A 21,433-nucleotide genomic window follows, 5' to 3' on the forward strand; every position below is an offset into this window, starting at 1 on the left:
GACGGGAGATTTATTTTGTTTATGTATTGGGGGGGGAAAGGTGCTGTATAATTATGATAAGATTTTAGCAAAGGATGTAATGTGCAAAAGATACATTACATTGAAAGAAAATTATCAGCTAAAGCATGCTATAAAATTACTATTAAAAAATAATATGAAGGAGGTATTTGTAACAGATGAAAAAAATAAATTAAAAGGAATTATTACATTGACAGATATATCGAGATTAATGAAGCAAAAGTTTAGTGAAAGCTTGATTTTAAAGGAATGCATGATCGATAACCTAATAACTATTAAAAAGGATATTGCTTTATTGGCGTGTAGAAATATAATGCGAAAAAATAAAATAGGAATATTGCCAGTAGTGGAGCATGAATATTTAATAGGGGTCATAAGAAAACAAGAAATTATGGATTTTTTTTATATGGGACTTGAAAAAGCAGGAATAAAACTGAACCATGTGATCAATTGTCTTCACGAAGCAGTATGTGTAATAGATGAAAATGGTAGAGTTGTTATTTGGAATAAAAGCGCTGAAAAGTTATATAATGTTCCAGCAGTAAAAATATTAGGAAGACCCTTAGGAGAATTTTTTCCTGATGCTATGGATGTAAAGGTTTTTAGAACAAAGGAACCTGTAGAAAATGTTTACCATTCTCCCAAGGAAAATTGTCATATTGTGATAAATTCAGCACCTATATTTTTAGATGGAAAATTTTTAGGAGTAGTCAGTACAGATCGTGATGTTAGTGAATTAAGAAAATTGACTAATGAATTGCAAAAGGCAAATGATACGGTAGAATTTTTAAAAAGGGAAGTAGAGAGATTTTCTAATGATGGTTTTGGAAAAGTAATAGGAAAAAATCCAAAGCTATTAGAAAAAATTGAACTTGCTAAACAAGTTGCTAAAACAAAAGTAAATATATTAATTACAGGAGAAAGTGGAACAGGTAAGGAGGTTTTTGCAAGAGCTATACATGAATGTAGTAGTCAAAAGGGCTTGTTTGTTCCAATTAACTGTAGTGCTATTCCCAATGAATTATTTGAGAGTGAATTATTTGGATATGAACAAGGTGCATTTACAGGAGCTAATAGAAAAGGGAAAATGGGTTTATTTGAAATGGCTAATAATGGAACTATTTTTTTAGATGAGATTGGAGATATGCCATTATTTATGCAGGCAAAGCTATTAAGGGTTCTTCAGGATAAGGTAGTTAGAAGAGTTGGTGGAGAGAAATATAACAATATCAATGTTCGGGTTATATCAGCAACAAATAAAAACTTAAAAAAAATGGTTGAATTAGGTAGCTTTAGAGAAGATTTGTATTATCGATTAGATGTAGTTCAAATAAAGCTACCTCCATTGAGAGAAAGAGGTGGAGATATTGTTTTATTAATGGATTATTTTTTGAAAGAATTATCAATGCAGAATAATAAAGATGTTAGATACATAGATCCAGAGGTTGTGAAAATTTTGCAAAATTACAATTGGAAGGGAAATATTAGAGAATTGAAAAATACAATGGAGTATTTAGTAGTTTTGTGCAAGGGAAATAAAATAACAACAGATTTAATTCCTAATTATATATTAGAAGAAATTAAAAAAAATAAGAGAAGAGAAGGAGGGTCTTTAGATTTAAATAAAGCAATTGTAGAGTTTGAAAAAGATATGATAAAGGAAGCTTTAAAAATGGCTAAGGGGAAAAAGGCTAAGGCTGCAAAGCTTTTAAATATACCAAGAGCTACTTTATATTATAAGATAGATCAGTATGAGATAGACTGTCAATAATTTGACAAACGTCAAATTGTTGACAGTCTATTTTATTTAATATTTTAAACAAATAAATCGTTGAAAAACATGCAATTGACAAAAAAATCAGAAAATAATAAATAGATTCTCTGTAAAATTCTGTCAGTATTCTGACGCTATTTTCGTGTATACATAAAATCTATTATAACTATAAAAAATATAGATATTTTTTATAGCAGTAAAATAGCAATGTTGGATTTAATTTTCAATATTCCATATATTTGGAACAATTCTTGCATAATTAATATATTAAAAATTTAACAATATATAACATATTTTTAAAGAAAGTATGATACATAAAAACTAGTGTAAGGGGGTGAAAACATGATTATTACAATACCATTGAAGCAGCATGTAGGAATGCCATGTAAGCCAATAGTCAAAAAAGATGAAGAAGTAAAAAGGGGTCAATTGATTGCCGTACCAGATGGTTTAGGAGCTAATATTCATGCTAGTGTTTATGGAAAGGTTATAGATGTTGAAAATGAAAATATTATCATTGAGGCGGATGAGGAGCAGCCAGATACTTATGTAAAAATTAAGGAAACAGATGACTATTTTGAAGCTATTAAAGAAGCTGGAATCGTTGGAGCAGGAGGTGCAGGTTTTCCTACACATATAAAATATAAATCAAAATTAGAAGGTGGTTATGTCATTGTAAATGCAGCAGAGTGTGAACCAATATTGAATCATAATACACTTCTCCTTGAAAAAGATCCAGCAATGATCGTTAGAGGCTTGAAGTATGTTATGGAAATCACTAAAGCTGCAAAAGGATATATTGCTATTAAGCCTATTCACAAAAAAGTGCTTATGGCTGTAGGGCGTGCTTGTAAGGATGAAGAAAATATAGAGGTTAAATTTTTACCAAATATGTATCCTGCAGGAGATGAAAGAGTAATTGTTAGAGAATTACTTGGTGTGGTTTTAGAGCCTGGACAGCTGCCTATTGAAGCAAATGCGATCATATCTAATGTAGAGACTATTAAAAATGTGACTTTAGCAATTGAAGAAAGAAGACCAGTAATAACGAAGGATATTACTGTTGGTGGAAGACTTAAAAATACTCCTAAGGAAGGAAAGGTATTCTTAGATGTACCGATAGGTATGCCTATAAGTAAATATATAGAAGAATGTGGGGGGTATGTAAAGCCTTATGGAGAAATTGTAGTAGGAGGACCTTTTACAGGAAAACGTGGGGAAGAATCAACTCCGATTATAAAAACTTTAGGTGGAATTTTAGTAAGTATGCCTTTCCCTAGTGAAAAAAGAAAGGTAGGCGTCATTGCCTGCGAATGTGGTGCTCAAGAAGAAAGATTAGAACAAATTGCTGTAGGAATGGGTGCTGATGTAGTTGCTGCTACAAAATGTAAAAGAATGATTGAAGTAAATGGTCGATTTAGATGTGATAAGCCAGGTACTTGCCCGGGACAGGCAGAAAAGGTATTGGAGCTTAAGAAAAAGGGAGCAGAGGTAATTATCACTGGAACGTGTCAGGATTGAACGAATACAGTGATGAAAGTAGCTCCTAGGTTAGGAGTTCCAGTATATCATAGTACAGATCATGTTTTAAGGGCAGTTGGACATAAGCTTTATAGAAGAACAGGCAAATAAAGATGTATCAAATTGTTATAAAGGAGGTTGTCGTATGTCAATAACACTAGAGACTGCACAAGAGCATGCAAATGATATGGCTGTTACTTGCTGCAGATTCGAGGCTGGAACAGTAATTGAACCAGCAAATTTAGAAGATCCAAATATACTCCCAGATTTAGAGGATTCAGGTTTATTATCAATACCTGAAAGCTGTCTAACAATTAGTCAAGTATTAGGTGCAAAATTAAAAGAAACTGTTGATGCATTAACGCCTTTGACTCCTGAATTATTAGAAGGCATTAAGACTTCAGAATTCAAGGAAGAGGTTGAGCAAGAGAAAGAGGATATAGCAGAAGTAGCATCAGTAGCTCCTGCTTTAAGTGCATCAGGAAGTGTTGTGAAGATACATATAGGAGAAGGAAAAGATATTAATTTAGAAATTCCTTTATCTGTAGTGGGAGGTGTAGCAGGAGCACCTATTGAAAAGCCAGCACAGACATCTGATGCTACTAAAGCAGTAGATGAAGTAAAAGAAGAAGTATGTGAAGAAAAAGTTGTAAGAACATTGACTAGAAAGCATTTCAAGATAGATAAGGTTCAAATGGGAGCTGAAACAAAAATTGATGGAACAACACTTACAATAAGAGAAGATATTTTAAAAGATGCTGTTGAATCAGAGGAATTAGTTATTGATATGAAATTGGATATCATCACACCAGATAGATATAAAGAATATAGTGAAACTATTATGGATATCCAACCTATTGCTGTTAAGGAAGAGGGAGAAGTCGGTGAAGGTATTACTAGAGTAATAGATGGAACAATTATCATGGTAACAGGAACTGATGAAGATGGGGTTCAAATTGGTGAATTTGGTTCTTCGGAAGGGATTTTAGATAGAAATATTATGTGGGGAAGACCAGGTTCTCCTGAAAAAGGTGAAATTTTTATCAAAACGCAAGTAACTATAAAAGCAGGTACAAATATGGAAAGACCAGGGCCAATGGCTGCTCATAGAGCTACAGACATTATTACTCAAGAAATTAGAGAAGCTCTTAAAAAATTAGATGACAGTTTAGTTGTAAATACGGAAGAATTTAAGCATATTCGACGTCCAGGAAAACATAAGGTTGTATTAGTAAAAGAAATTATGGGTCAAGGTGCTATGCATGATAACTATATTTTACCAGTAGAACCATGTGGGACATTAGGAGCTAAGCCAAATGTTGACTTAGGAAATGTACCGGTTGTTGTTTCTCCGCTTCAAGTATTAGATGGATGCATTCATGCATTGACTTGTATCGGACCTGCTTCTAAAGAAACAAGTAGACATTATTGGAGAGAGCCGTTAGTACTAGAGGCGATGCATGATGAAGAATTAGACTTAGCAGGTGTAATATTTGTGGGTTCACCTCAAGTAAATGCTGAAAAATTCTATGTATCAAAAATACTTGGTATGACTGTAGAAGCTATGGATGTAGATGGTGCAATAGTGACTACTGAAGGATTTGGAAACAATCATGTTGATTTTGCAAGCCATATAGAACAGATTGGTAAGAGAGGAATTCCAGTAGTCGGTATGACTTTCTCAGCTGTTCAAGGACAGTTGGTTGTAGGAAATGAATATATGGATGCTATGGTTGATAATAATAAATCAGCTCAAGGAATTGAAAATGAAATCCTTGAAAATAATTGCTTAGCTCCAGAAGATGCTATTCGTGCAGTATATATGTTAAAGGCGAAAATGGCAGGAGAGAAAATTAAAAAAGCAGAAAGAAAATGGAATCCAAACGTTAAGTTAAATAACGTGGATGTGATCGAGCAGGCAACAGGTAGAAAGATTGAACTTGAGCAAAATGAACAATCGTTAGAAAAGAGTAAAAAACGTAGAGAAATATACGAAGTAGAAGAATAAGATAGGGTGATTATGGATGGATAGATTAAAATACATATCTTCTGAAAGGTTTTTTGAAGGAATTGTTGTAGATGTGAATGATTGTTCTGTAACTATAGACCTTAAAGGAAGAATGGGCCAACTAAAGGTTCCAAGAAGGCTTGTTATAACTGAATACGACATGAAGGTGGGTCAGGAAGTTGGCTTTATGATGAGCTATCCTGAAATACTAGGTCCAGATGTTGATGAAGAGTATGCGCGCCTTGCAAGGCGACAACAGCAAGTAAATAAAAGATTACAAGAAAAAAGTGTATAGGATTATAAAAGAAGAGGGGGTAAAAATCGTGAGTTTGACAGTTGTAAAAGGATTACAATCAGAGATATTTGTTCCAATTACTCCTCCAGCAGTATGGACTCCTGTAACAAAGCCATTAAATGAGATGGTTATAGGACTTGCAACAGCTGCAGGTGTACATTTAAAATCAGATAAAAGATTTAACCTTGCAGGAGATACTAGCTTTAGGCTAATACCAGGAGATACAAATAGTGATGACTTAATGGTATCACATGGAGGGTATGATAATTCAGATGTAAATAAAGATATTAACTGCATGTTTCCTATAGACAGAATTAGAGAACTAGCAGAAGAAGGCTTTATTAAGGGCATAGCTCCTGTAAACTTTGGATTTATGGGTGGTGGAGGAGACGTTAAGGTTTTCACGGAAGAAACAGGGCCTCAAATTGCTAGACAATTAAAAGAAGAAGGTGTTGATGCAGTACTTCTAACAGCTGGATGAGGTACTTGTCACCGCTCTGCCGTGATTGTGCAGAGAGCAATTGAGGAAGCTGGAATCCCAACAATCATTATTGCAGCACTACCTCCAGTAGTAAGACAAAATGGTGCACCAAGAGTTGCTGCTCCATTAGTTCCAATGGGTGCAAATGCTGGAGAACCACATAATGTAGAAATGCAAACAGCTATTGTAAAAGAAAGTCTACAAGCACTAGTTTCTATTGAGACTCCAGGAAAGATTGTACCACTGCCTTATGAATATGTAGCTAGTATATAATAGTATTCTTCCCATCTCTAGGATTAGAGATGGGAAGAATTTAAAAGCATATCAAAGCGCTTTCATAATGATTTGCAAAGTAGGTGAAATATATGGAAGGGGTAACAATACTTAGAAAACTTGTGATAAAGTCGTTTCACATAAATAATGTAGAGTTTGGAAATAAAACAGCAATAAAAGGGAATAATTGCATCATTGATTGTCAAAAAATTATCGAACTTGAAAATTCAGAAGATTTAATCAAAAGAATTAACATAGATATTATTAAACCTGGAGATTATGACAAATATGTAAATACGATAATGGATATCATTCCTATATCTGCAAAGGTTCTAGGAAGTATAGGTGAAGGAATTACTCATACTTTAACAGGTGTTTATGTAATGTTGACAGGGGTAGATGCAGATGGAAGACAAATGGGTGAATTTGGTTCTTCTGAAGGAATACTTAAAGAACAGATGTTTTTTGATAGGGCAGGGACTCCTTCTAAGAATGACTATATTATTCATTTTGATGTGACATTAAAGGGTGGATTACCATTTTCTAGAGAGCTTCCATTAGCTGCACATAGAGCTTGTGATAGATTCATTGGAGAATATAGAAAAATATTAAAGCAAAAGGATGGAAGAGAAAGCAGCGAAGTGCATGAATATTTTGACAAAGTTAGGCATGGGAAAAAGAAGGTACTTATCATTAAGCAAGTTGCAGGGCAGGGTGCAAACTATGATAATTTTATTTTACCGAATGAACCAAGTGGGATCATGGGTGGAAGATCAATCATAGATATGGGTAATGTACCTATTATTATATCTCCAAATGAATATAGAGATGGTGCAATAAGAGCAATGACATAAAAAAGGTAGGTGATAAGTATGGGAATAGGACCATCAACAAAAGAGACAACATTGCATCATTTTAGAGATCCTCTTTTAGAGGTTGTTTCAAATGATCAGGATATAGACCTACTAGGGGTATTAGTGGTCGGAACACCACAAGGAAATATGGAAAAGCACTATGTTGGAAAAAGAGCAGCTGTATGGGCAGAAGTTATGAGGGCTGATGGTGTAATAATATCATCAGATGGATGGGGTAATTCTCATGTAGATTATGCCAATACCATAGAAGAGATTGGGAAAAGAAATATTCCACTAGTAGGAATAACCTTTAATGGGATTCAAGGGAAATTTGTAGTGACTAATGAATATATGGATACTATTGTAGATATTAATAAATCCAAAGAAGGAATAGAGACAGAGGTTGTTGGGGAAAACAATGTGAACGAACTTGACTGTAAAAAAGCATTGGCTTTTTTAAAATTAAAAATGAGGGGTGAAAGAAAATGAAAGCGATTAGGTCAATTCATGTAATCGACTCGCATACTATGGGGGAACCAACACGTATTGTAGTAGGTGGTGTACCAGTAATTCCTGGAAAAACTATGCCTGAAAAGAAAAAATATCTTGAAGAGCATCTTGATCATTTAAGAACAGGAATTATGCATGAGCCAAGAGGACATAATGATATGTTTGGTTCAATTATTACACAGCCTATTAATCCCGAAGCAAATTTAGGAATTATTTTTATGGATGGTGGCGGATATCTAAATATGTGTGGACATGGGACTATAGGAGCTTGTACTGCTGCTGTTGAAACAGGAATGGTAGAAGTAACAGAGCCTTATACACAAGTTAATTTGGAAGCACCAGCAGGATTAGTAAGAGCAAGGGTTAAGGTTGAAAATGGAAAAGCTAAGGAAGTTTCATTTGAAAATGTACCTTCATTTTTATATAAGCAAGATGTAGAGATTAAAGTGCCTAAAGTAGGTAAGGTAACTTTGGATATAGCTTTTGGAGGGAGTTTCTTTGCTATAGTTGAAGCAAAACAATTAGGGGTAAAGGTTGAGCCTAAAAATGTACATAAGCTTACTGAATTAGGGATTACTATAAGAGATATTTTAAATAATGAAATTGAAATTCAGCATCCTGAATTGGAGCATATTAAGACAGTTGATTTAGTAGAGATTTATGATGTTCCTACAGATCCAGAAGCAAATCTTAAAAATGTTGTTGTTTTTGGTGAAAGCCAAGTAGATCGTTCGCCGTGTGGAACAGGAACAAGTGCAAAACTAGCTACTTTGTTTGCAAAAGGAAAGATTAAAGAAAATGAAATATTTATTTATGAAAGCATTATTGGAACGAAATTTAAAGGAAGAGTAGTTAGAACAACAAAGGTTGGAGAATTTGATGCAGTAATTCCAGAGATTACTGGAAGTGCTTATATTACAGGATTTAATCAAATAATTATAGATCCAGATGATCCGGTTAAGTATGGTTTTACTTTTAAATAAAAAAACCCCCATAGAAAAGGTATTGTTAGAGTAATAAATATATTACTCTAACGATACTATGGGGAAATAAAAAAATTTCATGTACAAAAAGATTTTATGTGTTTTTTTAAAATATGTCAATAAGGGGGAAAAGCTGTGTTAACAGGTGTATTAGGTATATTAGGAGCTTTCGGCTTGTGGTTTGCTGCTGTATTTGGAATAGATTTTAATAAAAATAAAGATAAACTTGAAGAACAGACTTCATGGATTCATACAATTTGGATTGGATTTTTAACAAACTTTTTTGATACTTTAGGGATTGGTTCCTTTGCTCCATTAACCGCACTATTAAGAGGTTTTAAACAAGTAAAAGACAGAGTATTGCCAGGAACTTTAAATGTTTCCTGTACATTACCTGTTATTTTAGAAGCATTTATATTCATAAAAGTTGTGCATGTTGATATGATCACATTGGTTGCTATGCTTGCTGCAGCAACAGTAGGTGCATGGGTAGGTGCTGGAATTGTTTCTAAGCTTCCTGAAAAGAAGGTTCAATTAGCAATGGGGATTGCATTATTTGTAACAGCATTATTGATGCTTGCAGGACAAATGAACTGGATGCCTGGCGGAGGTAATCCACTTAATGAAGCCTTTGATGGCGTTCAAAATGGATTGATTTATCAAACAATGGATGTTGATGGAACTATGCTAGGTGTTCCAATTGGAGTAACTGGTGCGAAGTTGATCATTGGTGTAGTTATTAATTTTATACTTGGTGCTCTAATGTGTGCAGGTATCGGTCTGTATGCTCCTTGTATGGCTTTGGTATATTTATTAGGGATGTCTCCAAGAGTTGCATTTCCAATTATGATGGGTTCTTGTGCATTCTTAATGCCAGTTGCGTCAGCTAAATTTGTTAAAGAAGGAGCTTATAATAAAAAGGCATCAATGGGAATTATTATTGGTGGAATTGTTGGTGTATTAATCGCTGCATATATTGTTAAATCATTACCGCTTAAGATATTAAAATGGTTAGTAATTTTAGTTATTTTCTATACTTCTGCAACACTTCTAAAAGCTTCACAAAAAAATACACAAAAAACAGACAATGCAGCATAATTTTACTATATAAAATAGATCATAAAAATATGACTTCTGCCAAAAGCAGAAGTCATATTTTTATGATATTTCTAAAATTATCCTTTCTAAAAATTAGCTAAACTACAAATACTAAGAGTAGCAATGAAATGAAAGGATGTATTTTATGAATACAAGATTATATGTGATTGCAATCGCACCGGGACTTGCATTAGCTTTAGGCATTTATCTGACAGATCGCTATGATAGAGAACCTGTAAATTTATTAACAAAGGTATTTTTTTTAGGAGCATTGTCTGTTATTCCAACAGCATTCGTAGAAAAAATTTTGTTATCATTAAACATATTTGGAGGCATTTTAGGTACAGCATACACAGCTTTTATAGTTGCTGGGCTTACAGAAGAATTTTTTAAAAGAGAGGTAGTATTAAGGACAGCTTATCGCCATGAGGCTTTTGATGAAAAACTTGATGGAATTGTCTATGCTGTTTTTTCTGCATTAGGTTTTGCTACAGTTGAAAATATTATGTACGTAGTATTTCGTTTTGCGACAAATCCTTATATAGGACTTTATCGAGGAATTTTATCTGTTCCTGCACATATGCTATTTGGTGTTACAATGGGGTATTATTTATCTTTGTCAAAATTTGCAAAGCATGAAGTATTAAGAAAGAGTTATTTAAAGAAGGCTTTGGCAGTACCTGTAATTCTTCATGGTATATTTGATTTTGTTTTGATGGCAAATATTCCTATGCTGATGATTTTTTTTGTACCATTTGTTATATATTTATGGGTGATTAATTTGAGAAGATTAAATGAATATACAAATGAGTCAAGAAGAATTTATGAAGGGTTAAGAGATCAAGATGATGAATTGTAAAGAATAAAAAAGATGGGAGTAGTATAGTATTACTCCCATCAAATATTATTTGATAGATTCCATTGCTTTTTTAGCAAATTTTGTAGTTACAATTTTTTCATAAGGAGCTCTTTTGTCTAATTCACCAGCTAATTCTATAATGTCCATCATATGATTTAATCCTTCTTCTGTCAGAATTAAATCAGGCTTCCATGTATCCTGCTCCTTATATCTCTTTGCAACTGCTGTAAGAATACTAATGTCTGCATCAGGAAACTGCTGTGAAATTGATTTAGCAATTTCTTCAGGGGTATGATTTTCTACCCATTTCATACCTTTATAAATTGCATTTGTAAATTTTTGTATTGTTTCTGGTTCTTTTTCTATGAAGCTTTTCTTTGCACAGTAGCAGGTGTAAGGAATATATCCTCCAGCTTCACCAATAGAAGCTACAATATAGCCGGCACCTGTTTTTTCAAGCTTTGAGGCAACTGGTTCAAACAATGTAACAAAGTCTCCTTCTCCACCAGTAAAAGCTCCTGCCATAACAGCAAATTGAATATCTGTACGTACATTTACATCTTTTCCAGGAAATACATTGTTTTTCTTTAGTACATATTCTAATGTCATTTCAGGCATACCGCCTTTTCGTCCACCTATAATGGTTTTACCTATTAAATCTTTAAAGGTAAAGCTAGGCATAGGTTCTCTTGCAACTAAGAAAGAACCATCTCTTTGGGTGAGTTGAGCAAAGTTTACTGCATAGTCATCTTTTCCTTGATTAAAAACATAAACAGATGCTTCAGGACCCATAAAACCTATATCTACTTGATTAGATAAAAGTGCGGTCATAGTTTTATCAGCACCTTGACCATTAATAAGTTCAATTTCAAGACCTTCTTCTTTAAAAAACCCTTCTGATATTGCTACATATTGAGGTGCATAAAATACTGAATGCGTTACTTCTGCTACTCTTACCTTTGTAAGAGCTTTTTCTCCACAACCAGTAAAGGTAATGGATAAAAGCATAAGTAGTGAAAGGATAATAGCTATTTTTTTTATGGCTTTCATATAAAATCCCTCCAAAATAATAAAAGTTTTTATATGATTTTATTATATTCAATAAAAAATCAATGGTTACAAAATGAAGCTTAATATTTGAAATGATTCAAGATTAAAAAGAAAATAGAAATATGTATAGATATTAATAATTGATGGTAAATTGGAAATAAAAAAAAGAAAATTGCTGATGGATTATTTTTTATATGCAAAATAATTTAGCATTAAAAAGAAAGAGAATATAGTTACAGAAAAAATGAATATATAGCCTAAAATATTATATAGGTTGATGGCTTGATATAGTATTGCAGTGAATAATAGGATTATCCATAGTATTATAAAAATTCGTAGGATTAATTTTAAATTGAACCAATATGAAAGTAAAGCATTTGCGGTGACAAAAATGAGATAAAACAATAATATAAATCCTATTAATGCTAAAAAAATTCCTGCTATGGGATGATTTGCAATGGTTTGGATCGAATGAAAGGATTGATCTATAGTAAGCCAAGTATTATTATATACATTTAAAAGTTTGTTGCTAAAGAATGTACATAAAACTCCTAATAACAACTTAAGTATATAATTTATTATATTAAATTTTCTCTTCATGAAAATTCCCCCTAAAAATGAATTATGCAAATTCTATAAAAAAATGCAAAAAATAATATTAAATGGAAACAATATAGAATATAAGTATATATAAGAGAAACTTATGGGTTATGAAAAGGTGGGGGTTTTATGAATCACAATATAAAAATTGATGAAGGAAGATATAAATATGGGTACGTAAAGGGAAGAGTAGATGGCTTTGAGTGGTATGCATTAGTTCACAAGGAACAGAGTGAAAATGGCATTAATCCTGTAAATCTTCAAAATGGACAGGGTAGAGTTACACGGCTATGTGTATATAAAGATGTGGTAGAACATGGAGGAAATCCTTATGCACCTACATGCAGCATAAAAAGGTTTATATATGCAAATTATAAAAGAGAGTGGGATGTATTAAATAGCAGTTACATAGGGATGGTAAAAGAATTGGTTAGCTATTTAGAAAAAAGATATTCTTTAAGAATTGTAAAATAATTAGCTTTATATATTGACTTTTATTGTAGAAAAAATATATAATAATGAAAAAATGATTGTAAAAAACATTGAAGAAGAGGAGTAAATAATCAACCCCCTCTAGAGAGAGAAATCCATAGGCTGGAAGATTTCTTAGGGGAGTGTTATTGAAGGTAGCTTCTGAGTTGCTGAATTGAAATAGAGTAGGTTCAGCCGGGAAATCCCGTTATAGAAAGATAAGTGCCAGTAAAACTGGAATTAAGGTGGTACCGCGAAATTTCCCTTTCGTCCTTATATAGGATGAAAGGGTTTTTTATTTTGGGAGTGAGAGCATGTTTTTTATAGGTATAATTCTTTTGATGCTTGGGGCAATGTTTGTTTATAGGACAAATGATTGTATAAAGCTTTTTAAAGTGAAAAATCTTATTCGCCTAAAAGTGATAGGATTAATAGTTTCAATTATAGGCGTTTTGATGATTCTATATGGAGATTTTCCAAAAGGTTTAGAATTTATCAGAATATTTTAAGAAAGAGGAGTGTTATGATGACGATTAAAAATTTGGATAAAACATATAATCCACAAGAATTTGAAAAAAGAATCTATGATACTTGGATGGAAAAAGGTTATTTTAAGGCAGAAGTGAATCCTGAAAAGGATTCATATACAATAGTATTACCACCACCTAATATTACTGGACAGCTTCATATGGGACATGCTCTTGACCATACACTACAAGATATCTTGATTAGATGGAAAAGAATGCAGGGCTATGAGGCTTTATGGCTTCCAGGAACAGATCATGCTAGTATTGCAACGGAGGTAAAGGTAGTAGAAAAAATATTAAAAGAAGAAGGAAAAACAAAAGAAGAGCTTGGAAGAGATGAGTTTTTAAAAAGAGCATGGGAATGGAAGGAAGAATATGGTGGAAGAATTGTAGAACAAATGCAAAAGCTAGGAAATTCATGTGATTGGTCAAAAGAAAGATTTACAATGGATGAAGGCTGTAACAAGGCTGTAAAAGAAGTTTTTGTAAGATTGTATGAAAAGGGATATATATATAGAGGAAACCGTCTGATCAATTGGTGTCCAGATTGTAAAACTTCACTTTCTGATGCAGAAGTTGAACATGAAGAGCAGGCAGGACATTTCTGGCATATAAAATATCCAGTAAAGGATAGTGATGAATTTTTAGAAATTGCTACTACAAGACCAGAAACTATGTTAGGAGATACAGCGGTAGCAGTACATCCAGAAGATGAAAGATATACTCATCTAATTGGAAAAACTTTAATATTGCCAATTGTAGAAAGAGAAATTCCTATTATTGCAGATGAATATGTAGATAAAGAATTTGGTACAGGAGCAGTAAAAATTACACCTGCTCATGATCCAAATGACTTTGAAGTAGGACTAAGACATAATTTAGAGCAAATTACTGTTATGACAGATGAAGCGAAAATGAATGAGCATGCAGGTAAATATGCTGGCATGGATCGATATGAGTGCAGAAAAGCTTTGGTAAAAGATTTAGAAGAGGCAGGATTTTTAGTAAAAGTTAAAGAGCATACACATAATGTAGGAACTTGTTATAGATGTCATACAGTTGTTGAACCAAGACTTAGTGATCAGTGGTTTGTAAAGATGGAAGAGCTTGCAAAGCCAGCTATTGAAGCTGTAAAAGCAGGCAAAACAAAATTTGTACCAGAACGCTTTAATAAAATTTATTATCATTGGTTAGAAAATATCAGGGATTGGTGTATTTCAAGACAATTATGGTGGGGACATAGAATACCTGCTTACTATTGTCAAGACTGTGGAGCATTGATGGTAGATAGAGATATGCCAATCAGCTGTAGCAAGTGTAGCAGTACTAACTTAAAACAAGATGAAGATGTATTAGATACTTGGTTTAGCTCAGCATTATGGCCATTTTCAACTCTTGGTTGGCCAGATAATACAGAAGAATTAAAGTATTTTTATCCTACAGATGTATTGGTAACAGGATATGATATTATATTCTTCTGGGTTGTAAGAATGATGTTTTCAGGTCTTGAGCAAATGGGAGAGGTTCCTTTTAAATATGTATTTGTACATGGATTAGTACGTGATTCGCAGGGAAGAAAAATGAGTAAGTCTTTAGGAAATGGAATCGATCCATTAGAAATTATCAGTCAATATGGGGCAGATGCTTTAAGAATGACTTTAGCTACAGGAAATAGTCCTGGAAATGATATGCGTTTTTATATGGAAAGGGTAGAAGCAAATAGAAATTTTGCAAACAAATTATGGAATGCAACACGTTTCGTGCTTATGAATTTAGATAAAGAAGGCTTTGATAAAGAAAAATGTATGAAAAGCTTCACTCTTGCTGATAAATGGATTGTATCTAGAATGAATAGAGTTGCTAAAGAGGTTACTGACAACTTGGAAAAATTCGAACTAGGAATGGCTGTGCAAAAAATTTATGACTTTATTTGGAATGAATACTGCGATTGGTATATTGAATTGGTAAAGCCAAGACTTTATGGAGATGATGAAGATAGCAAAGAAACAGCATTATATGTATTAACAATGGTACTTGAAAATATATTGAAATTATTACATCCATTTATGCCATTTATTACAGAGGAAATATGGCAGCATCTTTCTACTACAAAGGAAGAGAGTGTTATGATTAGCCAGTGGCCTAAATATGATGATGCTTATGTTTTTGAAAAAGAAGAAAAAGATATGGAGCTTATTATGGATGCTATCAGAAGTATCAGAAATATTCGTGCTGAAATGAATGTAGCAGCGTCTAAAAAGGCAAAGGTGATTGTTGTTGCATCAGAAGATGCTTATAAAGCAATAGATACAGGAAAAAGTTACTTTATGACTTTAGCTAGTGCTTCAGAAGTAGTACTGCAAAGTGAGAAAAAGGATATTCCAGAGGATGCTATGTCAGCAGTAGTAGCAGGAGCTGAGATATTCCTTCCGTTAGATGAATTGGTTGATTTTGAGAAAGAAATGGAAAGACTACAAAAAGAGAAAGAAAAGCTTGAAAAAGAACTAAAAAGAGTAAATGGAAAGCTTTCAAATCAAGGATTTTTAGCAAAAGCACCAGCGAATGTTGTAGAAGAAGAGAGACAAAAGCAAGAAAAATATCAAAGCATGATGGATAAAGTATTAGAAAGAATTGATACTATGAAAAATAAAATGAAGTAATAATAAGCCGGGTATTATACCCGGCTGTTGTATATAAAAGTTGAAAAAAATGAAAGGAATGGAGGAGAAACTATGAACTATGAAGAGGCTTTAGATTATATTCATGATACTTATAAGTTTGGTAGTAAATTAGGGCTTGAAAATATTACGTATCTATTAGATTTAATGGAAAATCCTCATGAAAGTTTGAAAATCATTCATGTAGCAGGGACAAATGGAAAAGGGTCAACATCTAATTTCATAGCTTCTGTTCTTATGGAGCAGGGGTATAAGGTAGGTCTTTATACTTCTCCATATCTAGAAGAATTCACAGAAAGAATAAGGATAAATGGAGAGAATATTCCTAAAGATTATTTGGCAAAAATCACAGAATATGTAAAGGGAAAAGTCCTTGAAATGATTGATGCAGGAATGAATCATCCTACTGAGTTTGAAATCGTTACAGCGATTGGGTTTGAATATTTTAAAAGAAGTAAAGTCGATTTTGTTGTTTTAGAAGTTGGAATGGGAGGAAGATTTGATGCTACAAATGTCATTAAAAATCCTTATGCTTCTGTTATTACCCCAATAGATATAGATCATATAGATTATTTAGGAGACACTTTAGAGAAAATTGCTTATGAAAAAGCTGGGATTATAAAAGAAAATAATTATGTAGCTGTTTACCCTCAAAAAATGGAAGCTATGAAGGTCATAGAAGAGATTTGTAATAAAAATAATACGAAGCTATTCAAAGCACCAGTTGAAACTATTGAAATATTAGAGCAGTCAAATAAAGGACAAAGCTTTTGTGTGGATTATGGAAATGAAAAATTAAAGCTATCTATATCTATGATTGGAGATCATCAAATAGAGAATGCGACCGTAGCATTAACTGCTTTATATATTTTAGAAAAAGAACATCATATAAAAATAGAAAAAAAAGCTTTATGTAATGGTTTTAAAAAAGCGATTTGGCCGGGAAGACTAGAGATTATGAGAAGAGAGCCTATAGTGCTTATAGATGGAGCACATAATATTCAAGGAATGAAGGCTTTATCAAGGGTGTTGAAAAAACTGTTTAAAGGCAAAAATATTATATTGGGGTTAGGTATTTTAGCGGATAAGGATAGTAAGATGATTGAAGAAATTGTTCCTCTTGCAAAAAAATTAGTCATAACAAAGCCTAATAGTCTTAGAGCTATGTCTGTAGAAGCTCTAAAAGAAAAAACAGATTCTTTTCATAAACCCACTATAATTAAAGAAAAAATTTCAGATGCAGTAAAGACAGCCCTTTCTTTGGCAAGTGCAGAAGATATAGTGGTATTTGCTGGATCTTTGTATATGATTGGAGAAGTAAGAAGTATATTAAGGAATAAAGAGTAATTTTAAAGGATGATCTGAATGTTTAAAAATAAAGATTATATTAAGCAATTTACGGATATGATGTCAGAGGGGTTTATTTTTATAGATGATGAAGGAAAAATTCAAATATATAACGAAAAAGCAAAAGAAATATTTAGAATAAGCTGTCATGAAGATATTGGACACGATGGAGGAAGGCTTAATCTAGGAGATATTGTTATTATTGGAGATAATTGCTTAGGAAAAGATGATGGGGGTCTTACACCAAAGGATTTAACTTATATAGGTATTTATGATGATAAAATTAATATAAAAGATGCATTTGTAGGGATTGGTGTTTATAAAAATAAAGATTGTAAACCTATATATTTTCATAAAAAATTAGATGAGAAAAAAGATGATCTTATTTTGGACACAGTTTTTCAAAACATAAAAATAAATGTACATATAAATTTTATTAAAAAATATATTGCCATTATAGTAGAAAATAAAAGGTTTCAGCTACCTTATATGAATGCTATAGGTCATATGGTAGTAATTGATAAAGCTACAAAAAAAGTAAAATTTTATCAAACAAGAGGATATACTGCTCGAGGGGAGAGCATTGCTAATTTATTATTAGGAAAATCTTTTAGAGCGAAGGGAAAAAACGTAGAACAATTAGATGTACTAGGAAAGAATATATTTGATATTCATGAAGGTGGAGATACTATAAAAGAATTTTATCAAGTAGCAAGAGGATCAGATATAAGCTATAAGGATAAATTTACAGAAATCAATGGATTTTTAACTCTGTGTACATTGCTGCCTGTAACTATAGAAGGAAAAAGAGTAGGAGCAGCTTTAAAGGTTGAAGATATATCTATGCTTAAAAAGATTATCAAAGAAAGAGATGAAGCGTTGCTACATGTAGAAGAGATGGAAAAAAAGCTAAAGGAAGAACAGGATACAAAGGATTTGTTTTCATCGATATTAGGAGAAAGTAAAGAAATGAAAGCTGTGAAAAAATTAGCATATAAAGCATCTAAAACAGATTCAACCGTATTGCTTTTAGGGGAAAGTGGGACAGGAAAAAGCTTGCTTGCACATGCTATTCATAAAGCAAGTAATTATAAAGACCAACCTTTTATCCATGTAAATTGTGGTGCTATTCCAGAGCAGCTTTTAGAGAGTGAGTTATTTGGATATGAAAAAGGAGCTTTTACAGGAGCGAGAAGAGAAGGAAAAGCAGGACTTTTCGAAGTAGCTGATAAAGGTACTATATTTTTAGATGAAATAGGAGAAATGAATTTATCTGTACAAGTAAAATTATTGAAGGTTTTACAAAATAAGACTTTTTTTAGAGTTGGAGGGACAAAAGAAAAATCTGTAAATGTAAGAATTATTGCAGCTACTAATAAAAATTTAGAAGAAGAAATGAGAATTGGAAAATTTCGTGAAGATCTATATTATAGAATTAATGTTTTTCCTATATGGATGCCACCATTAAGGGAAAGAAGAGAAGATATATACCCATTTGTACAGCAAATCCTTCCTAAAATATGTAAAAAGCTAGGCTGTGAAAATAAAAGTGTTTCAGGGGAAGCGTTTTATATGCTTTTAGAGTATGATTGGCCAGGAAATGTTAGAGAGCTTGAAAATGTTTTAGAACGAGCAGTAAATCTATCAGAGGGGAATATTATAAAATCTATTCATTTACCTATCAGCAAAAAGTATGGTAAAAAAGAAGAAGTAAAGCCTTTAAAAGAAGCTATATATGATGTTGAAAAAAAGTGTATAGAAAATGCATTAAGATTATATAATGGCAATAAAATAAAAGCAATGAAGGCTTTGAAGATAGGGAAGACATCATTTTATGAAAAATTGAAAAAATATAATATTCAGTATAAAAAGTAAAACATAAAATCCTCCTAAGTGAATATAATAAAATATACTAATTAGGAGGCATTTTTATGAAGGTACTCATGTTTAGGCTTTTTAAAAGACTTACTGATGAACAATTAATAAAAAAAATTCATGAAGCCTTTAGGGAATTGAGATTTGAAGATAAATACTATAAAGAAAAATTAATCTATTGCGATGAGCTCATAAGAGAAGCAAAAATAAGAAATTTGTGTTGTTCTAAAGAAATATTTTACCGAGAAGTATTATATAAATAAAATCGCCCAAGTGAGGCGATTTTATTTATGCAATTTCTTCTTTTTTTAATGCCATTAAAGCTTTAGATAACTGATCAGGACAAGAAGTAGATTTATTTCCACATTTAATTCCACTTAATCTTGATATGGCTTCATCTACAGACATTCCTTTAAGTAGTATGCTTAAGCCTAGTGTATTACCAGGACATCCACCGTGGAATTTTACCTCTTTGATCGTATTATTTTCTACAGAAAAAGATATTGCTTTTGCACAAACACCTGTTGTCTTATAAGTATACATATTCAATCCTCCTAATAAAAATATAATCTATAAACGATATTAATATATAAAAGAAAAAAGGTCAATAGAAACAATTCACAACAAATCAATAGCTGCATAAAATGATATAAAGGGAATAGAAAATATTTGACTGATCTTAGGGGTGAAGGGATGGGAAATAACTTTGAGAACATGATTTTTGTAGCTAATATGGGAGAAGATACGATTTCTGTTGTGGATATTACCAATACGATAGAATTGTATAAAATAGGATTGAATGAGGAGTATTTTCATAAAGTGAGGAAACCAACCCTTGGGCCGCATCATATGATAATTGATTACAATAAAAAATATCTTTATATTACAAATTCGCATAATGGAAGTATTAGTATTGTTGATTTAATTAAAAATAAGGTTATTGATAATATTTATGTAGGAAGCTGTCCAAGTCATATGGTGTTGAGTAAAAAAAATAAAAGCATATATGTTTCTAATACAGACTCAAATTCTATTTCTGTGCTGAGTATGGAAAAAAAAGAATTATTAGCACAAATACCTGTTGGAAGGATGCCTCATGATATTCAACTTAGTAAAGATCATAAAAAGCTTTATGTTGCAAATGTAGATTCAAATACTTTAACAATCATTGATACTATTACCAATGATATCGAAAAGTCTATACATGTTCATGGAAATCCTTACCATATTGCATTGAATAAAGATGGAAGTTTGATATTTATTGTAAACACTAGTTTTTCAAGTAGACAAGGAGGAAGTATTACTATATTAGACAGTAAAGATTTAAAAGTGATTGAACGAATAAGAATAGGGAAAATGCCTATAGAAGCAGTAATAGGAAAAGATGAAAAAATTTTATATATTACTGATGCGGAGTTAAATGCTGTAAATGTTTTAAATATCAGGGAAAAAAGGTTAATGGACAGAGTATATGTAGGGAGAATGCCGGGAAGCATTAAAAAAGATCATAAAGGTCAATATTTATTTGTAGGAAATATGCAAGACAATAGTTTAACTGTGATTGATGCTAAAGCGTTAAAAATTTTAAAAACTATTCCAGTAGGAATAGAACCTAGTGGAATTTTATGTATATAACCCCCTTTTATTTGAAAGCTTATAAAGGGGGTTATGATTCTATTAAAAGATTGATAATTTGCCCGTAAATATTTTGAGCTTCTTTTTTCCATTTATCACAGATTTGTTTTGCGTGTTTATTAGATACTACGTTTAATTTTAAGTCGATTAAAGTAATATGATTTTCAATTACTTTCAAATCGACAATATAGTCATTTTCTTTTTGCTTTTTATAGCTTGCTGTAACTTGTCTTTCTTTTAGCAATATTTTTTTCTTTTCTTCAATAGATTCTTCTAATGTATCAATTAATTCGTTTGATAATCTGTTTTCAAAATATTGAAGTGTACGTTGTCCTTTTTCTGTTATTACATAGAAAAAGCTACTGTTACTTTTACTATATTCGAGCATTCCAGTATCAGTTAGTTCTCCAAGAAATTGTTGCAATAAAAAATAATTCATATAGTCCTTTTCCATAACAAATTGAGTAATTTGTGTATTTGTAAGAGGCATTGAAAATTTATCAAATATGTACAACAATATAAGCTTATGCTCAGCTAATCGTTGTGTATTATTGTCAAACATGATCTCACCTGCTT

19 protein-coding genes, 1 pseudogene and 1 other annotated feature are annotated in these 21,433 nt (G+C 32.0%); of the genes and pseudogenes, 16 read left to right on the top strand and 4 right to left on the bottom strand.

Annotated features, from left to right (window positions below; all coding sequences use genetic code 11):
- Positions 1-40 precede the first annotated feature (40 nt).
- The 9 genes and pseudogenes from prdR (at position 41) to KVH43_RS09170 (ending at position 10,674) form a co-directional block, all read left to right on the top strand.
- Positions 41-1,789, top strand: a complete 1,749-nt coding sequence (gene prdR / locus KVH43_RS09125) for a sigma-54 dependent transcriptional regulator PrdR (protein WP_255547729.1) — start codon at positions 41-43, stop codon at positions 1,787-1,789.
- Positions 1,790-2,134: 345 nt separating this feature from the next.
- On the top strand, positions 2,135-3,424 hold the full coding sequence (gene prdC, locus KVH43_RS09130; RefSeq protein ID WP_218282232.1) for a proline reductase-associated electron transfer protein PrdC: 1,290 nt from the start codon (positions 2,135-2,137) through the stop codon (positions 3,422-3,424).
- Positions 3,425-3,458: 34 nt separating this feature from the next.
- Positions 3,459-5,321, top strand: coding sequence for a D-proline reductase (dithiol) proprotein PrdA (prdA, locus tag KVH43_RS09135; RefSeq protein ID WP_218282233.1), 1,863 nt, complete (start codon positions 3,459-3,461; stop codon positions 5,319-5,321).
- A gap of 16 nt (positions 5,322-5,337) precedes the next feature.
- On the top strand, positions 5,338-5,616 hold the full coding sequence (locus KVH43_RS09140; protein WP_218282234.1) for a CBO2463/CBO2479 domain-containing protein: 279 nt from the start codon (positions 5,338-5,340) through the stop codon (positions 5,614-5,616).
- 28 nt (positions 5,617-5,644) lie between these two features.
- Positions 5,645-6,370 (top strand): D-proline reductase (dithiol) protein PrdB, encoded by a 726-nt coding sequence (prdB, locus tag KVH43_RS09145; RefSeq protein WP_218282235.1) that lies wholly within the window; start codon positions 5,645-5,647, stop codon positions 6,368-6,370.
- A 92-nt stretch (positions 6,371-6,462) separates the two neighbouring features.
- Positions 6,463-7,713 (top strand): annotated as a pseudogene (prdD, locus tag KVH43_RS13510) (proline reductase cluster protein PrdD).
- Positions 7,710-8,717, top strand: coding sequence for a proline racemase (locus tag KVH43_RS09160; RefSeq protein ID WP_218282238.1), 1,008 nt, complete (start codon positions 7,710-7,712; stop codon positions 8,715-8,717). The pseudogene prdD and the gene KVH43_RS09160 overlap by 4 nt, the downstream one beginning before the upstream one ends.
- A 135-nt stretch (positions 8,718-8,852) precedes the next feature.
- Positions 8,853-9,815 carry a sulfite exporter TauE/SafE family protein gene (locus KVH43_RS09165; RefSeq protein ID WP_218282239.1) on the top strand — a complete coding sequence of 321 codons (963 nt, stop codon included), beginning with the start codon at positions 8,853-8,855 and terminating at the stop codon, positions 9,813-9,815.
- Positions 9,816-9,960: 145 nt separating this feature from the next.
- Complete coding sequence (locus KVH43_RS09170) at positions 9,961-10,674, top strand: PrsW family intramembrane metalloprotease (protein ID WP_218282240.1); 714 nt, start codon at positions 9,961-9,963, stop codon at positions 10,672-10,674.
- Between the two features lie 45 nt (positions 10,675-10,719).
- Here KVH43_RS09170 and KVH43_RS09175 read toward each other — a convergent pair whose 3' ends face one another.
- Positions 10,720-11,724, bottom strand: a complete 1,005-nt coding sequence (locus KVH43_RS09175) for an ABC transporter substrate-binding protein (RefSeq protein WP_218282241.1) — start codon at positions 11,722-11,724, stop codon at positions 10,720-10,722.
- Between the two features lie 183 nt (positions 11,725-11,907).
- Entirely contained in the window at positions 11,908-12,324 is a 417-nt protein-coding gene (locus tag KVH43_RS09180) for a hypothetical protein (protein WP_218282242.1), read from the bottom strand.
- A 129-nt stretch (positions 12,325-12,453) separates the two neighbouring features.
- On the opposite strand from KVH43_RS09180, the gene KVH43_RS09185 reads away from it, so the two are divergent.
- The 6 genes from KVH43_RS09185 to KVH43_RS09210 all read left to right on the top strand — a co-directional run bounded on the left by KVH43_RS09185 (position 12,454) and on the right by KVH43_RS09210 (position 19,485).
- Positions 12,454-12,798, top strand: coding sequence for a hypothetical protein (locus KVH43_RS09185; RefSeq protein WP_218282243.1), 345 nt, complete (start codon positions 12,454-12,456; stop codon positions 12,796-12,798).
- Positions 12,799-12,857: 59 nt separating this feature from the next.
- Positions 12,858-13,073, top strand: a binding site (T-box leader).
- A gap of 36 nt (positions 13,074-13,109) precedes the next feature.
- A complete protein-coding gene (locus KVH43_RS09190) occupies positions 13,110-13,304 on the top strand; it encodes a hypothetical protein (protein ID WP_218282244.1) in 195 nt (64 codons plus the stop codon).
- Between the two features lie 17 nt (positions 13,305-13,321).
- Positions 13,322-15,982, top strand: a complete 2,661-nt coding sequence (locus KVH43_RS09195) for a valine--tRNA ligase (protein WP_218284132.1) — start codon at positions 13,322-13,324, stop codon at positions 15,980-15,982.
- Positions 15,983-16,054: 72 nt separating this feature from the next.
- The gene (locus KVH43_RS09200) at positions 16,055-17,347 is read left to right on the top strand and encodes a bifunctional folylpolyglutamate synthase/dihydrofolate synthase (protein WP_218282245.1); all 1,293 of its coding nucleotides are present in this window, start codon (positions 16,055-16,057) and stop codon (positions 17,345-17,347) included.
- Between the two features lie 18 nt (positions 17,348-17,365).
- Positions 17,366-19,222, top strand: coding sequence for a sigma 54-interacting transcriptional regulator (locus tag KVH43_RS09205; protein ID WP_218282246.1), 1,857 nt, complete (start codon positions 17,366-17,368; stop codon positions 19,220-19,222).
- Positions 19,223-19,278: 56 nt separating this feature from the next.
- Complete coding sequence (locus KVH43_RS09210; RefSeq protein ID WP_218282247.1) at positions 19,279-19,485, top strand: hypothetical protein; 207 nt, start codon at positions 19,279-19,281, stop codon at positions 19,483-19,485.
- Positions 19,486-19,510: 25 nt separating this feature from the next.
- On the opposite strand, the gene KVH43_RS09215 is transcribed toward KVH43_RS09210, so the two are convergent.
- Positions 19,511-19,765 (bottom strand): TIGR03905 family TSCPD domain-containing protein, encoded by a 255-nt coding sequence (locus KVH43_RS09215; RefSeq protein ID WP_218282248.1) that lies wholly within the window; start codon positions 19,763-19,765, stop codon positions 19,511-19,513.
- 150 nt (positions 19,766-19,915) lie between these two features.
- Between KVH43_RS09215 and KVH43_RS09220 the strand changes: the two genes are divergently transcribed.
- A complete protein-coding gene (locus KVH43_RS09220; protein WP_218282249.1) occupies positions 19,916-20,857 on the top strand; it encodes a YncE family protein in 942 nt (313 codons plus the stop codon).
- A gap of 31 nt (positions 20,858-20,888) precedes the next feature.
- Here the strand turns inward: KVH43_RS09220 and KVH43_RS09225 are convergent, their stop codons facing one another.
- Entirely contained in the window at positions 20,889-21,419 is a 531-nt protein-coding gene (locus KVH43_RS09225) for a DUF4364 family protein (RefSeq protein ID WP_218282250.1), read from the bottom strand.
- Between the last annotated feature and the right edge of the window lie 14 nt (positions 21,420-21,433).

This window comes from Crassaminicella indica (assembly GCF_019203185.1).
In the GTDB taxonomy this organism is placed as follows: Bacteria; Bacillota; Clostridia; order Peptostreptococcales; family Thermotaleaceae; genus Crassaminicella; species Crassaminicella indica.

Coding starts and splice junctions, on each gene's coding strand:
- prdA (WP_218282233.1), top strand. CDS start 3,459: ATGTCAATAACACTAGAGACTGCACAAGAGCATGCAAATGATATGGCT.
- KVH43_RS09175 (WP_218282241.1), bottom strand. CDS start 11,724: ATGAAAGCCATAAAAAAAATAGCTATTATCCTTTCACTACTTATGCTT.
- KVH43_RS09160 (WP_218282238.1), top strand. CDS start 7,710: ATGAAAGCGATTAGGTCAATTCATGTAATCGACTCGCATACTATGGGG.
- KVH43_RS09170 (WP_218282240.1), top strand. CDS start 9,961: ATGAATACAAGATTATATGTGATTGCAATCGCACCGGGACTTGCATTA.
- KVH43_RS09215 (WP_218282248.1), bottom strand. CDS start 19,765: ATGTATACTTATAAGACAACAGGTGTTTGTGCAAAAGCAATATCTTTT.
- KVH43_RS09180 (WP_218282242.1), bottom strand. CDS start 12,324: ATGAAGAGAAAATTTAATATAATAAATTATATACTTAAGTTGTTATTA.
- KVH43_RS09200 (WP_218282245.1), top strand. CDS start 16,055: ATGAACTATGAAGAGGCTTTAGATTATATTCATGATACTTATAAGTTT.
- KVH43_RS09210 (WP_218282247.1), top strand. CDS start 19,279: ATGAAGGTACTCATGTTTAGGCTTTTTAAAAGACTTACTGATGAACAA.
- KVH43_RS09205 (WP_218282246.1), top strand. CDS start 17,366: ATGTTTAAAAATAAAGATTATATTAAGCAATTTACGGATATGATGTCA.
- KVH43_RS09195 (WP_218284132.1), top strand. CDS start 13,322: ATGACGATTAAAAATTTGGATAAAACATATAATCCACAAGAATTTGAA.
- KVH43_RS09225 (WP_218282250.1), bottom strand. CDS start 21,419: ATGTTTGACAATAATACACAACGATTAGCTGAGCATAAGCTTATATTG.
- KVH43_RS09190 (WP_218282244.1), top strand. CDS start 13,110: ATGTTTTTTATAGGTATAATTCTTTTGATGCTTGGGGCAATGTTTGTT.
- KVH43_RS09220 (WP_218282249.1), top strand. CDS start 19,916: ATGGGAAATAACTTTGAGAACATGATTTTTGTAGCTAATATGGGAGAA.
- KVH43_RS09140 (WP_218282234.1), top strand. CDS start 5,338: ATGGATAGATTAAAATACATATCTTCTGAAAGGTTTTTTGAAGGAATT.
- KVH43_RS09185 (WP_218282243.1), top strand. CDS start 12,454: ATGAATCACAATATAAAAATTGATGAAGGAAGATATAAATATGGGTAC.